12 protein-coding genes are annotated in these 14602 nt (G+C 69.0%); 10 read left to right on the forward strand and 2 right to left on the reverse strand.

Annotated elements, in window-relative coordinates; all coding sequences use genetic code 11:
• Positions 1–4: 4 nt before the first annotated feature.
• The 9 genes from ACIBK4_RS33045 (at position 5) to ACIBK4_RS33085 (ending at position 11247) form a co-directional block, all read left to right on the forward strand.
• On the forward strand, positions 5–370 hold the full coding sequence (locus ACIBK4_RS33045; RefSeq protein ID WP_399000666.1) for a DUF4233 domain-containing protein: 366 nt from the start codon (positions 5–7) through the stop codon (positions 368–370).
• A gap of 100 nt (positions 371–470) precedes the next feature.
• Complete coding sequence (ndk, locus tag ACIBK4_RS33050) at positions 471–884, forward strand: nucleoside-diphosphate kinase (protein ID WP_033285892.1); 414 nt, start codon at positions 471–473, stop codon at positions 882–884.
• Between the two features lie 276 nt (positions 885–1160).
• Positions 1161–2180 carry a rod shape-determining protein gene (locus ACIBK4_RS33055; protein WP_019065566.1) on the forward strand — a complete coding sequence of 340 codons (1020 nt, stop codon included), beginning with the start codon at positions 1161–1163 and terminating at the stop codon, positions 2178–2180.
• Positions 2181–2358: 178 nt separating this feature from the next.
• Positions 2359–3300 (forward strand): rod shape-determining protein MreC, encoded by a 942-nt coding sequence (mreC, locus tag ACIBK4_RS33060; protein WP_033285893.1) that lies wholly within the window; start codon positions 2359–2361, stop codon positions 3298–3300.
• Positions 3301–3312: 12 nt separating this feature from the next.
• Positions 3313–3981, forward strand: a complete 669-nt coding sequence (gene mreD / locus ACIBK4_RS33065; protein WP_033285894.1) for a rod shape-determining protein MreD — start codon at positions 3313–3315, stop codon at positions 3979–3981.
• A gap of 93 nt (positions 3982–4074) precedes the next feature.
• Positions 4075–6336: a penicillin-binding protein 2 gene (gene mrdA / locus ACIBK4_RS33070; protein WP_399000669.1), complete on the forward strand. Its 2262-nt coding sequence runs from the start codon at positions 4075–4077 to the stop codon at positions 6334–6336.
• Positions 6333–7529 (forward strand): rod shape-determining protein RodA, encoded by a 1197-nt coding sequence (rodA, locus tag ACIBK4_RS33075; RefSeq protein WP_390159559.1) that lies wholly within the window; start codon positions 6333–6335, stop codon positions 7527–7529. The genes mrdA and rodA overlap by 4 nt, the downstream gene beginning before the upstream one ends.
• 105 nt (positions 7530–7634) lie before the next feature.
• Positions 7635–9158 (forward strand): CHAD domain-containing protein, encoded by a 1524-nt coding sequence (locus ACIBK4_RS33080; protein WP_399000671.1) that lies wholly within the window; start codon positions 7635–7637, stop codon positions 9156–9158.
• A 118-nt stretch (positions 9159–9276) separates the two neighbouring features.
• Positions 9277–11247, forward strand: a complete 1971-nt coding sequence (locus tag ACIBK4_RS33085; protein ID WP_399000673.1) for a TIGR03960 family B12-binding radical SAM protein — start codon at positions 9277–9279, stop codon at positions 11245–11247.
• A gap of 12 nt (positions 11248–11259) precedes the next feature.
• Here ACIBK4_RS33085 and ACIBK4_RS33090 read toward each other — a convergent pair whose 3' ends face one another.
• Together ACIBK4_RS33090 and ACIBK4_RS33095 are read right to left on the reverse strand one after the other, a co-directional pair.
• Positions 11260–11955 (reverse strand): DUF899 domain-containing protein, encoded by a 696-nt coding sequence (locus tag ACIBK4_RS33090; RefSeq protein ID WP_399000675.1) that lies wholly within the window; start codon positions 11953–11955, stop codon positions 11260–11262.
• A 162-nt stretch (positions 11956–12117) separates the two neighbouring features.
• Positions 12118–13077: a hypothetical protein gene (locus ACIBK4_RS33095; RefSeq protein WP_399000677.1), complete on the reverse strand. Its 960-nt coding sequence runs from the start codon at positions 13075–13077 to the stop codon at positions 12118–12120.
• Positions 13078–13341: 264 nt separating this feature from the next.
• On the opposite strand from ACIBK4_RS33095, the gene ACIBK4_RS33100 reads away from it, so the two are divergent.
• On the forward strand, positions 13342–14535 hold the full coding sequence (locus ACIBK4_RS33100) for a glycosyltransferase (protein WP_399000679.1): 1194 nt from the start codon (positions 13342–13344) through the stop codon (positions 14533–14535).
• The last annotated feature ends 67 nt before the right edge of the window (positions 14536–14602 follow it).

The raw sequence follows: 14602 nt of genomic DNA on the forward strand, positions 1-14602 counted from the left end.
TTCCGTGCGTACGCTCTGTTCTTCCACGCTGATCGGCGAGTTCTTCGTGATCGGTTTCGCCGGTCTCGTCGCCATGAAGGACCCGGACCTGACCGCCTCCACCGTGTGGACGGTGTGCGGGATCGCGATGTTCCTGTCCGTCGCGCTGTGCGGCGTGGTGACCCGGCCGGGCGGGATCGCGCTCGGCTGGGCGCTGCAGGTCGCGCTGATCGCCTCGGGGTTCGTCGTGCCGTCCATGTTCTTCCTCGGGGCGGTCTTCGCGGCCCTGTGGTGGGCCTCGGTCCACTACGGCCGGAAGATCGACGAGGCGAAGGCACGGTTCGCGGCACAGGCCGCGCAGGCCGGCTCCACTACACCTGACGTTGCGTAATGGGCGCATGGACACGCCCTGTAGCCTCGGCCTTGTCGTGAGACGACCGTGACACGACCCTGAGCCGACCCGCACCATCATGATCAGAAGGAGTCCCGTCGTGACCCAGCGCACCCTCGTCCTGCTCAAGCCCGACGCCGTACGTCGTGGCCTGACCGGCGAGATCATCAGCCGCATCGAGCGCAAGGCCGGCTGGCAGATCACCGCGCTGGAGCTGCGCACCCTGGACCAGGACACCCTGGAACAGCACTACGGCGAGCACAAGGGCAAGCCCTTCTACGAGCCGCTGATGGAGTTCATGGCCTCCGGCCCGGTGCTCGCCCTGATCGTCGAGGGCGACCGGGTCATCGAGGGTGTACGCCAGCTGGCCGGTCCGACCGACCCGATCGCCGCCGCGCCGGGATCGATCCGCGGCGACTTCGGAGTCATCGTCCGCGAGAACCTGATCCACGCCTCGGACTCGGAGGAGTCCGCCGAACGCGAGGTGAAGATCTTCTTCCCGGGGCGCGGCTGAATCTCCATCAGTAACCCACATGCCTGACCGGGGACGGCCGCGAATTTCCGGCCGTCCTCCGGCATATGCGTGCCGATCGGGGGAACGCGTGCCCCCGTTGGGCCGTCTCCACAAGCGAGGCGACGCCTCACATGCTGACAATGGCGAAGACCCTCGCGCAGTGTTCGTGATGGCGCGTCTACGATGGAAGCCTTCACGTCACAGCACCCACTTCGCCGACCTGAAAAGCCCTCAAAAGCTCCCGGGAAGGCCAGACGAATCCTGATGGGGAACTCAATGTCGTTCATCGGCCGTGACATGGCTGTCGACCTCGGGACCGCCAACACGCTGGTGTACGTCAGGGGTCGCGGGATCGTACTCAACGAGCCGTCCGTCGTCGCGATCAACACCAACACCGGTGGCATTCTCGCGGTCGGCTCCGAAGCCAAGAAGATGATCGGGCGCACGCCCGGCAACATCGTTGCCGTACGTCCGCTGAAGGACGGTGTCATCGCCGACTTCGAGATCACCGAGCGCATGCTCCGCTACTTCATCCTGAAGATCCACAAGCGGCGCTATCTGGCCCGCCCCCGCGTCGTCGTCTGTGTGCCCTCGGGCATCACGGGCGTCGAGCGCCGTGCCGTCATCGAGGCGTCGTCCCAGGCCGGCGCCCGCCAGGTGCACATCATCGAGGAGCCCATGGCCGCGGCCATCGGTTCCGGCCTGCCGGTCCACGAGGCCACGGGCAACATGGTGGTGGACATCGGCGGCGGCACCACGGAGGTCGCGGTCATCTCGCTCGGTGGCATCGTCACCGCCCAGTCCATCCGCGTCGCGGGCGACGAGTTGGACAACGCGATCATCCAGCACATCAAGAAGGAGTACTCGCTCCTTCTGGGTGAGCGGACGGCTGAGCAGATCAAGATCACGATCGGTTCCGCGTACGACCTCGACGACGACCAGCACACCGAAATCCGCGGCCGGGACCTGGTCTCCGGCCTGCCCAAGACCGTTGTCATCTCCGCCGGCGAAGTCCGCAAGGCGATCGAAGAGCCCGTCAACGCGATCGTCGACGCGGTGAAGACGACCCTCGACAAGTGCCCGCCGGAGCTGTCCGGCGACATCATGGACCGAGGAATCGTTCTGACCGGCGGCGGAGCCCTGCTGAAGGGTCTCGATGAGCGGCTGCGCCGGGAGACCGGAATGCCGATCCACATCGCCGAGGACCCGCTGGACAGCGTGGCGCTCGGCTCCGGCAAGTGTGTCGAGGAGTTCGAGGCGCTCCAGCAGGTTCTGGACGCCCAGCCGCGCAGATGACGTAACGCTTCGATTCCGCCGTACGGGATGATCTCCTCTCGTGCGGCGGATCGTTGATACGGAGGCATAGGCTCCGTCATAAGCCTTTGTTTCCGTCTGCACGTACAACTCCCGCTCGTACAACACCTCCATACCTGAACCTCTGCACATTTCTATGAGGAAGGCACGGCCGCCGCACGTGAGGGACACACGAGAGAGCCGGCTGCTCCTGGTGCTGCTGATCGCCGTAGCGTTCGCGTTGATCACGGTGGACATCCGGGGAGGGCAGGACTCGCCGGTCGACGGAGCCCGCCGGGCCGCGGCCACCGTGTTCGGCCCGATCGAGAACGGCGTGTCGTCCGCCGTCAACCCGGTCGGTGACGCGGTCTCCGCGGTCCGCGACTCCGGTGAGCGGCACGACCGGCTCGCCGTCCTGGAGAAGGAGAACGCGGCCCTCAAGGCGAAGCTCGGCAGCGACGACCGCAACCGCAGCCGCCTGACCCAGCTCGACAAGATGCTGAAGGTGGCCGGCGAGGGCCAGTACGGCATCAAGGGCGCCCAGGTCATCGCGATAGGAGCCGCGCAGAGCTTCTCCTGGACGATCACCATCGACGTCGGCGCCAACGACGGCATCAAGCGCGACATGACCGTCCTGAACGGGAACGGACTGGTCGGACGCGTGACGACCGTCGGCCCGGACGCCTCCACCGTCCTCCTCGCCAACGACCCCGACTTCACCGTCGGCACCCGCATGGAGGGCAACGACGAACTCGGCTTCGCCTCCGGCGAGGGCGACGGCCCGCTGCGCGTCGAACTCCTCAACGGCAAGGCCGAGGTGCAGAAGGGCGACCGTCTCGTCACCTTCGGCTCGCAGGCCGACAAGCCGTTCGTGCCCGGTGTCCCGGTCGGTGTCGTCTCCCGCGTCGACCCCTCCGGCGGCGGCCTGACCCGCACGCTGTACGTCACGCCGTACGTCAACTTCACCAAGCTCGACATCGTCGGCGTGGTCGTGGAGGCCCCGAAGAAGGACCCGCGCGACACGGTCCTGCCCGCGAAGCCCAAGCCGACCCCGACCCCGACGGTGACCGTCACGGTCACCCCGTCCGCGAACGCGCCGGTCGACGGCCAGCAACAGCAGTAGGAGCCCCTCCCCATGCGTGTCAACCGGATCCTGCTCTCCGTGCCGCTGGTCGTCGTCGCCCTCGTGATCCAGGTGAGCGTCCTCGCCCGCCTCCACCTCCCGGGCGCCGTCCCCGACCTCCTCCTCCTCACGGTCCTCGGCCTCGCCATGGTCTACGGCCATGTCTCGGGCGCCCTCATCGGCTTCGGCGCGGGCCTCCTCGCCGACCTGGCCCCGCCCGCCGACCACGCGGCCGGCCGGTACGCCCTCGTCCTGTGCGTCATCGGCTACCTCGCGGGTCTGGCCAAGCCGGAGAACGGCCGCCTCAAGTCGGCCACCGGCCCGATGGCCGTCGTGGTCGCCGCCGCGATCGGCGCCACCCTGCTCTACGCCGGTGTCGGCGCCCTCGTCGGTGACACCGCCGCCCGCCATGTCGGCCTCGGCAGCCTGCTGTTCACGGCCTCGCTGTACGACCTGCTGCTCGCCCCGTTCGTCGTCCCCGGGATCATGGCGCTGGCCCGGCGCGCCGACAACGACCCGCTCGCGGAGACCAACGCCGCCAAGTCGGCCGACATCTCCTCGGGTTGGCTCTCCTCGGGCACCGGCCTGAAGATCGGCGGCCAGCGCGGCGGCCTGAAGATGAAGACCGCTCGCGCCCGCGTGGCCCGTGCGGGACGTATCAAGGGGGTCAAGAGGCTTTGAACTCCGGGGAGTTGGGCCACAGATCCACAGGTCCGTCGTATATGACTCATACACGCATCGTGTACGCGCACTGAGAGGGGGAGGCAGCACCACATGACCAACATCCCGGAGACCGGTCGGACTCCACGGGTTCAGATCAGGCTCGTCGTCATCCAGATTCTCGTCCTCTCCCTCCTCGGCACCCTCGGCGGGCGCCTCTGGTACCTCCAGATCCGTGAGGGCGCCGCGTACCAGAAGGAAGCGTCCGGCAACCACGTCCAGCAGGTCGTCGAGCCCGCGGTGCGCGGTTCGATACTGGACGCGCGCGGTGTGCCGCTGGCGGACAACGAGACCCGGCTCGTGGTCTCGGCCTCCCGTACCGACCTGCTGAAGCAGGCGGACGACGGCAAGGCCGTCCTCACGAAGCTGGCCGGCGTGCTGGGCCTGAAGCCCGCGGACGTCATCCAGAAGGTCCGGCTGTGCGACGCGAAGACCCCGCAGCCCTGCTGGAACGGCTCGCCCTACCAGCCCATCCCGATCACCGACGAGGCCACCGCCAAGCAGGCCCTCCAGATCCGCGAGCGCGCCGAGGACTTCCCCGGCATCACCGCCGAGCCCGAGGCCGTACGGCGCTACGCGGCCCCCGGTGACGCCAACGCGGCCCAGGTCCTGGGCTACCTCTCGCCGGTCACCGACGACGAGATCACCCAGGCCAAGGACAGCGACTCGCCGTATCTCCGCTCCGACCAGGTCGGCCGCTCGGGACTTGAGCGCGAGTACGACAAGGAACTGCGCGGCAAGGCCGGCGTCACCCGCTACGAGGTCGACAACCTCGGCCGCGTCATCGGCAAGGCCAAGTCCGATGCCCCGCAGCCCGGTTCGAACCTCGTCACCAGCATCGACGCCCGCGTGCAGCGCGTTGCCGAGTACCAGCTCGACGAGGCGATGAAGGCGGCCCGTCAGCAGTACGACAAGATCACGGGCGAGAACTACAAGGCCGACTCGGGCGCCGTCGTCGTGATGGAGGCCAAGACCGGCCGCATCGTCGCCATGGCGTCCGCGCCGACGTACGACCCGAACGTCTGGGTCGGCGGCATCTCCGCCAAGGACTACAAGCAGCTCACCGGCAAGAACTCCGACTACCCGCTGCTCAACAGGGCCATACAGGGTCAGTCGGCGCCCGGTTCGACGTTCAAGGTGGTCTCCACGGCCGCCGCGGTCGAGGCCGGCTACACCTGGGACGGCGGCTACCCCTGCACCAGTTCGTACTCGGTGGGCGGCCAGGTCTTCAAGAACTTCGAGGGCGAGAACTTCGGCCCCATCTCGCTGGGCCGCGCACTCGAAGTCTCCTGCGACACCGTCTTCTACGGCCTCGCCGACGCCCAGTGGAAGAAGGACGGCGGCATCAACCCGAAGAAGGGTGAGCCCAAGGACTACTTCTACAAGGCGGCCCACCAGTTCGGCCTCGGCAAGACCACCGGCGTCGACCTCCCGAACGAGGTCACCGGCCGGATCCCGGACCGCAAGTGGAAGCAGGAGACCTGGGAGGCCAACAAGGCCTACTGGTGCAAGACCGGCAAGAAGGGCGGCACGTACGTCCAGCAGATCGCGTACGAGAACTGCCTCGAAGGCAACAAGATGCGCGAGGGCGACTCGATCAACTACTCCATCGGCCAGGGCGACACCCTCGTCACGCCGATCCAGGAGGCCATGATCTACGGCGCCCTCGCCAACGGCGGCACCGAGTACGTCCCGACCATCGGCAAGGCGATCGTCAGCGCCGACGGCAAGACGGTCCAGGAGATCAAGCCGAAGGTGAAGGCCAAGCTGCCGATCAGCGCGGCCACCCACAAGGGCATCGACAAGGCCCTCGCGGGCGTGGTCACCAGCGGTACCGCCGCCTGGAAGTTCCAGGGCTGGCCGCAGGACAAGATCACGCTGCACGCCAAGACGGGTACGGCGGAGGTCTACGGCAAGCAGACCACCTCGTGGTTCGCCACGTACACCAAGGACTACACGGTCGTCATGACGATCGCGCAGGCCGGTACGGGTTCCGGCGCCTCCGGTGAGGCCGTGCGCAACATCTACAACGCGATGTACGGCGTCCAGCCCGACGGCTCCATCGACAAGAAGAAGGCGATGCTGCCCACCCCGCAGACGAGCCTCCCGAAGGTCCGCGCCGACGGCACCATCGCCTCCCCGAAGATCACCGCCGACCCGGCCAAGGAGCTGGCGAAGCAGCAGGAGAAGGCGACCGAAGGGGGCGTCACCCCGGCGGACGACACCCAGCAGCCGGCCACCTCGCCCTCACCGTCCACGAACAGCAACACCCGCAGGCGACCGCGCAGAAGGGGTAGCCGGAGGATGCTCACATGACCGGCAACAGCTTCTCCGTCTCCGGATACGGGCCCGACCGGGCCGGCTGGACACGGGTCTTCGCCCGTGACTCGCTGGCCCGCCGGCTGGACTGGCCGATACTGCTGTCGGCGATCGGCCTTTCCCTGATCGGCTCGCTGCTGGTCTTCTCGGCGACCCGCAACCGCACCGAGATCAACCAGGGCGACCAGTACTACTTCCTGATCCGGCACCTGATGAACACCGGCATCGGCATCGCCCTGATGATCGGCGTCATCTGGGTCGGCCACCGCACCCTGCGTGTCGTCGTCCCGTTCCTCTACGGCGCCTCGGTGTTCGGCATCCTGCTGGTGCTGACCCCGCTGGGCTCCACGGTCAACGGCGCGCACTCCTGGATCGTGCTCGGCGGCGGCTTCTCGCTCCAGCCCTCGGAGTTCGTGAAGATCACGATCATCCTGGGCATGGCGATGATCCTCGCCGCCCGGGTCGACGCGGGCGACAAGCCCTACCCCGACCACCGCACGGTCCTCCAGGCCCTGGGCCTCGCCTCGGTCCCGATGATGATCGTCATGCTGATGCCCGACCTCGGCTCGGTCATGGTCATGGTCATCATCGTGCTCGGCGTGCTGCTCGCCTCCGGCGCGTCCAACCGCTGGATCTTCGGCCTGCTCGGCGCGGGCACCCTGGGCGCGATCGCCGTGTGGCAGCTGCACTTCCTGGACGAGTACCAGATCGCCCGCTTCGCCGCCTTCGCCAACCCGAGCCTCGACCCGGCCGGCGTCGGCTATAACACCAACCAGGCCCGCATCGCGATCGGCTCGGGCGGCCTCACTGGCGAGGGCCTGTTCCACGGCTCGCAGACAACAGGCCAGTTCGTCCCGGAGCAGCAAACAGACTTCGTCTTCACCGTCGCGGGCGAGGAGTTGGGCTTCGTCGGCGCGGGCCTGATCCTCGTCCTCCTGGGTGTGGTCCTGTGGCGCGCCTGCCGCATCGCCCGCGACTCGACCGAGCTCTACGGCACGATCGTCGCCGCCGGGATCGTCGCCTGGTTCGCCTTCCAGGCCTTCGAGAACGTCGGCATGACCCTCGGCATCATGCCGGTCACCGGTCTCCCCCTGCCCTTTGTGTCCTACGGCGGCACCTCGATGTTCGCGGTGTGGCTCGCGGTGGGGCTGCTGCAGTCGATCCGGGTGCAGCGCCCGATGTCCGCATAGACCTGGTTTTTGCCCGGCTGATACCTCCCTGTTCGCCGGAGTTACCCAGGGGTTCATTTGGGACGCCCTCTGTCATCTCGGCTGGTCGGCAACTAGATTCAGGTCATGGCGGACACACAGCGCGAAATCGAGCGTAAGTACGAGTCCGACGAGAGCGGTCTGCCCGACCTGACCGGTGTCGCCGGCGTCGAGGCCGTCATCGACAAGGGCGTCGCGAACCTGGACGCCGTGTACTACGACACGGCCGACGAACGCCTCGCCGCCGCCTCACTCACCCTGCGCCGCCGCACCGGCGGTTCCGACGCGGGCTGGCACCTGAAGGTGCCGGTCGCACCCGGGGTCCGCGACGAGATCCGCGAACCGCTCTCCGACACCGTGCCGGGCACCCTCGCAGGGCTGGTCCGCTCCCGCGTCCGTGAGGCCGAGCTGGCGCCCGTCGTCCGCCTGCGCTCCGACCGCGACGTACGCCATCTCGTGGACGCCCAGGGCAAGCTCCTCGCCGAGGTCAGCGTGGACGCCGTGCGAGCGGAGCGCCTCACCGAGGGCGGCGGAACCGCCCAGTGGACCGAGATCGAGGTCGAACTCGCCGAGGGCGGCGACCCGGTGTTCCTCGACAAGGTGGAGAAACGGTTGCGCAAGGCGGGGGTACGGCCGTCGGCGTCGTCCTCCAAGCTGGCGCGGGCGCTGGCGGAGACGCGTCCGTCGGGGTCGGGGTCGGGAAAGAAGAAGCGCAAGGAGCCGCCCGTCCCTGAGGAACCCACGACCGCCGGCGACCACGTCCTCGCCTACGCCCGCGCCCAGCGCGACGCGATCCTCGAACTCGACCCCGCCGTACGGCAGGACGCGTACGACTCCGTGCACCGCATGCGCGTCGCCACCCGGCGGCTGCGCAGCGCCTTCCGGTCGTACGGCAAGGTCCTCGACCGCACGGTCACCGACCCGATCGGCGAGGAACTCAAGTGGCTGGCGGGCGAGTTGGGCGTGGACCGCGACCGGGAAGTGGTCACCGAACGCCTGACGACGGTTCTCGGCGATCTGCCCGACACTCTGATCTCCGGCCCGATCCGCACCCGTCTGGACACCTGGGCGAACGCCCGGCACGGCGGGTCGCGCAGTCGGCTGATCGGCGTCCTGGACTCCCAGCGCTACCTCGCGCTCCTCGACACCCTGGACGCGGTGATCGCCGGCCCGCCCCTCCTGAAGCACGCGGCCGGAGATCCGTCCAAGGTGATCGCCAAGGCCGTACACAAGGACTTCGGGAAGGTCTCCGCGCTCGTGGCGGAGGCGATCGAGGCGCCGCCCGGCGCGGACCGCGACCTCGCGCTGCACGAGGCCCGCAAGAAGGCCAAGCGCACCCGGTACGCGGCGGAGGCGGCGACGCCGGCCCTCGGTACTCCGGCCCGTGCGCTCGCCAAGTCCATGAAGTCGCTGACCAGCCTGCTCGGCGAGCACCAGGACAGCGTGATGGTCCGGGTGACCCTGCGGGAGCTGTCCGCGGTGGCGCACGCGGCGGGGGAGAGTTCGTTCACGTACGGCGTGCTGTACGGGCGGGAGGAGCAGCGGGCGGCGGGGGTGGAGGCGGCGTTGCCGGAGGTGTGGGAGGGGATCGTGGCGGAGGAGTCCGTCTGAGGTCCGTCCGCGCGGGCCGGGAAGCTCCCGCATGGTTGAGGCGTACGGGTGAGGTCCGGGATCGCGTTAGTCTGGATGGTCACCCGTCCGTTCAGTCCCGCTCACGAAGGTTCGCGAGATGCCTGCCGAAGTCGCTGCGGCCGCAGAGTCCGTGTTTCCGCAGCTCGAAGCCCTGCTCCCACAGGTACAGAAGCCGATCCAGTACGTCGGCGGCGAGCTCAACTCCACGGTCAAGCCGTGGGAGTCGTGCGATGTCCGCTGGGCACTGATGTACCCGGACGCGTACGAGGTCGGCCTGCCCAACCAGGGCGTCATGATCCTCTACGAGGTCCTGAACGAGCAGGAGGGCGTCCTCGCCGAGCGCACGTACAGCGTGTGGCCGGACCTGGAGGCGCTGATGCGGGAGCACAAGGTCCCGCAGTTCACGGTCGACAGCCACCGCCCGGTGGGCGCGTTCGATGTCTTCGGCCTCTCCTTCTCCACCGAACTCGGCTACACGAACATGCTCACGGCCCTGGACCTGGCGGGCATCCCGCTGGAGTCGAAGGACCGGACGCTCGACGACCCGATCGTGCTGGCGGGCGGCCACGCGGCCTTCAACCCCGAGCCGATCGCGGACTTCATCGACGCGGTGATCATCGGCGACGGCGAACAGGCCGTCCTCGACATGACGAAGATCATCCGAGCCTGGAAGGCGGAGGGCCGCCCAGGCGGCCGCGAGGAGGTCCTCTTCCGCCTGGCGAAGACGGGTTCGGTCTACATCCCGGCCTTCTACGACGTCGAGTACCTGCCGGACCACCGCATCGCGCGGGTCGTACCGAACAAGAGCGGTGTCCCGTGGCGGGTGAGCAAGCACACCGTCATGGATCTCGACGAATGGCCGTACCCGAAGCAGCCGTTGGTGCCGCTCGCCGAGACGGTCCATGAGCGCATGTCGGTCGAGATCTTCCGGGGCTGCACGCGCGGCTGCCGCTTCTGCCAGGCGGGCATGATCACGCGCCCGGTCCGCGAACGCTCCATCACGGGCATCGGCGAGATGGTCGAGAAGGGCCTCAAGGCGACGGGCTTCGAGGAGGTGGGCCTGCTGTCGTTGTCGTCGGCCGACCACTCGGAGATCGGCGAGATCGCGAAGGGCCTGGCGGACCGCTACACGGACGACAAGGTCGGCCTGTCCCTCCCGTCGACCCGCGTGGACGCGTTCAACGTGGACCTGGCGAACGAGCTGACGAGGAACGGCCGGCGCTCCGGCCTGACCTTCGCCCCCGAGGGCGGCTCGGAACGCCTCCGCAAGGTCATCAACAAGATGGTGTCGGAAGAGGACCTCATCCGCACGGTCTCCACGGCGTACGGCAACGGCTGGCGCCAGGTGAAGCTGTACTTCATGTGCGGCCTCCCGACCGAGACCGACGAGGACGTCCTGCAGATCGCCGACATGGCGATGAACGTGATCGCCGAGGGCCGCAAGGTCTCCGGCCAGAACGACATCCGCTGCACGGTCTCGATCGGCGGCTTCGTCCCCAAGCCCCACACACCGTTCCAGTGGGCCCCGCAGCTGAGCGCGGAGGAGACGGACGCCCGCCTCGGCAAGCTCCGCGACAAGATCCGCGCCGACAAGAAGTACGGCCGCTCGATCGGCTTCCGCTACCACGACGGCAAGCCGGGCATCGTCGAGGGCCTGCTCTCACGCGGCGACCGCCGTATCGGCGCGGTCATCCGCGCGGTCTACGAGGACGGCGGCCGCTTCGACGGCTGGCGCGAGCACTTCTCCTACGACCGCTGGATGCGCTGCGCCGAGAAGACGCTGCCCGCTTTCGGCGTCGACGTCGACTGGTACACGACCCGCGAGAAGACGTACGAGGAGGTCCTGCCCTGGGACCACCTCGACTCCGGCCTCGACAAGGACTGGCTCTGGGAGGACTGGCAGGACGCCCTCGACGAGACCGAGGTCGAGGACTGCCGGTGGACGCCGTGCTTCGACTGCGGGGTGTGCCCGCAGATGGACACGTCCATCCAGATCGGGCCCACGGGCAAGAAGCTGCTCCCGCTGACGGTGAAGCAGCCGGCGGGGAGCGGCGGGCACACGCACTGAGCGGTGCGTCGGTCAGCTGACGGGGTTCGAGGGGCCGTAGGCCGCGGCGATGTCCTCGGACCCCGCCCACCCGCTGTAGGTGGGCGACTGGGGCCAGCCCTCGGGTGAGTCCTGCCATTCCTCCTGGCGGCCGTACGGCAGGAGGTCGATCAGGGCGAAGCTGTGGCTGAGCTGCTCGGTGCCGCGGCCGTTGGTGTGCCAGGTGCGGTAGACGGTGTCGCCGTCGCGCAGGAACACGTTGACCGCGAAGCCGCCGTCGGGCGGTGCGCCGACATCGGTGCCGAAGGAACTGTTCGCGGTCGAGTACCACGTCATCCGGTTGCCGACCCGCTCCTTGTAGGCGAGCGCCTCGTCGATCGGGCCCTGGGTGACGATGACGAACCGGGCGTCGTAGTTGTCGAGGAACTCCAGGCGCGTGTACTGCGAGGTGAACCCGGTGCAGCCCGGGCACTGCCATTCCTTCCCGGCGAACCACATGTGGTTGTAGACGATCAACTGCCGCTTGCCGTCGAAGACTTCGGCCAGCCGGACGGGGCCGTCCGCGCCGTCGAGCGTGTAGTCGGGCATCTCGACCATCGGCAGGCGGCGCCGCTCGGCGGCGATGGCGTCGAGCTCCCGGGTCGCGGCCTTTTCACGGGCGCGGAGGGTGGCGAGCTGGGTTTCCCACGTCGCGGTGTCAACGACGGGGGGTAGCGCGTCGGCGGTCATGGTCCCTCACAGAGCTTGGGGGCGTGGCTGTGCCTTGTGCGGGGTAGACCGCGCCGGGCTCCGGAACTCATCGGTCGGCGTGCCTCGGGGGTGCCCGGAGGTCGGTCGGCGGACCTCCGGGCACCCCGTTTCGAGTCTTGTTCTCGTGTGGTGCGGGGTCCGTCACGCCCCGCCGTTGACCGCCCCCGGGGACGGCTGCAGGGTCACCTTGGTCCAGGGGATGGGGGCGCCCGTGCTGTCGTTGCAGTTCAGGGTGGCGTTGGGTTGGGTGCTGTTGAGCGCCACGCAGGTGGTCTCCCAGACCTGGCCCGTGGTCGTCATGACGTCGAACTTGATGGGCTCCCCGGAGTTGGAGCTGTGCCCGTTGACGGCGACTCCGCAGACGAAGCCGACGTTGCGTCCTTGGGCGTCCACGCCGCCCGCCGGGTAGTTGGCGTGGGTGCTGAGGTCGGTCCAGAGGAAGGGATGCGTGCCGCTGCCCGTGAGGTCGTGGATGCCGGCGTAGGTGAGTCCGCCGGTGAGGGCGACCCGCAGCTCGAAGTTGTTCGAGTCCTGCTGGGCGTCGATGTCGGCGCAGGGCCCGATCGCACCGGTGGCTCCGGTCGCGCCCGTGGGCCCGGTGGGTCCGGTCGCGCCCGTGGGGCCGGTGGGGCCGGTGGGTCCGGTCTGGCCGTCCGTGCCTGCCGTGCCCGTCGCGCCGGTCGGTCCCGTGGCGCCGGTGGGTCCGGTCGGGCCCGTCGCTCCGGTCGCGCCCGTCACGCCGTGGGTGCCCGTCGCGCCCGTGGGGCCCGTGGGCCCGGTGGGACCCGTGGGTCCGGTCGCGCCGGTGGCTCCCTTGTCGCCCTTCGGGCCCTTCGGACCGGTGGGGCCCGTCGGCCCCTTGCAGTCGCCCTTGCCGCCGCCTTCGGTCACCCGGGACTTGTGGTGGGTCGGTTTGCAGTGATCGCCGCCGTGACCGGTGGCCGCCTTCGCCTGGGCGGTCACGCTCCGCGCCGCCGCGGTGGCCGGACCGCCCACACCGGCCGCCAGGACCAGGGCGAGCGAGGCCACCATGCCCGCCTTTTTGAACCTGTCCCGGGCCAGCGGCCCGAGGGGAGAGGACGTCGGGAACTCAGGGCTCATCTGTGTGCTCCTTGAGAGACCGGTCCGGGTGATGTCCCGAATCCGAGTGCGAGTGCGAGCTTGGACCGGAGGGCTCGGGTGATCGCCGTAGTGGCACGGAACGCGCCCATATGTCGTCATATCGGACTAGTCGGTGCGTTCTGATGGGGCATTTTTTACCTGTGATCACTCGTCTGGCCTCGGTCGCCGCTGTTCGGGGGCTCTCGGCGCGGGCTTCCGCGTGGATGGACGGTCACGGAGCGGGGGCGTGCCACTGTGGCGCGCGTGATTCCGACGGGACGTCAGCAGTCCGGGACGGGTGAGGGCGTGCGGCAGCAGACCCTCTGCCTGTGCATGATCGTCAAGAACGAGTCGCTCGTGATCGAGCGCTGTCTGGAGGCCGTCCGCCCGCTTGTCGACTACTGGGTGATCTCCGACACCGGCTCGACGGACGGTACGCAGGACCTGATCCGCAAGGTCCTGGACGGCGTTCCGGGCGAACTCCACGAGGACCCCTGGGTCGACTTCGGGCACAACCGGACCCGGAACGTCCAGCACGCCCGCGGCAAGGCCGACTACCTGCTCACTGTCGACGCCGACCACGTCATGCGGCAGGACGCTCCGCTGCCCCGGCTGACGGCCGGCTCGTACATGCTGCGCTACGACGGACCGGGCACCCAGCACCGGTTCAAGCACCTGATGCGGGGCGACTGGCTGTGGCGCTACGAGGGCGCTACGCACGAGTACCCGTGCACCGACGAGCCGGACACACAGGAGAACCTGGACGCGCTCGTCATCGAGGACCAGGCCGACGGCGGGTGCCGTAGCGACAAGTTCGAGCGCGACGCGCGTCTGCTGAGGCGCGAGCTGGAGCGCGACCCGGACAATCCGCGCACGGTCTTCTACCTGGCCAACACCGAACGCGACCTGGGGCACGCCGAGGAGGCGATCGCCCACTACGAGCGGCGCGCCGGGATGGGCGGTTGGGGCGAGGAGGTCTACTGCTCACTCCTGGAGGCCGGAATCCTCAGGGCGGAGAGGACCGACGACTGGCCGGGAGCGATGGACGCGTTCTCCCGCGCCTGGGACGGGCGCCCCGAACGGCTGGAAGCCTGCTACGAGTTGGCGTCCCGCCTGCGGCTCGCGGGTCGCCACCGCACCGCGTACGCCCTCCTCCGCGACGCCGTCGGCCGCCCTGAACCGGGTGATCTGCTCTTCACCAAGCCGTGGGTGTACCGATGGGGGCTCCTCTTCGAGTTCTCGATCACCGCCTACTGGGTGGGCGAGTTCGCGGCCTCCGTCGAAGCGTGCGACAGGCTGCTGGCCCTGCCGGACCTGCCCGCCGCCATCCGCCGGCAGACGGTGACCAACCGGGAGTTCTCCGCCCCGCACGTCGCCGCGGTCCCCCGGCCGTCGAACCCCGCCCGCAGGCCGAAGGTCTCCCGGGCGGGCAAGGCGGCCAGGGGCAGGAAGAAGTAGGCGGTACGGAGGCCGCCGCGCTGACTGCGAGCGACGGAACGTCGGTCAGCTTGGGCGGCCGGGCGAG

Origin of the sequence: Streptomyces sp. NPDC050528 (assembly GCF_044457795.1) — a bacterium.
Lineage (GTDB): Bacteria > Actinomycetota > Actinomycetes > Streptomycetales > Streptomycetaceae > Streptomyces.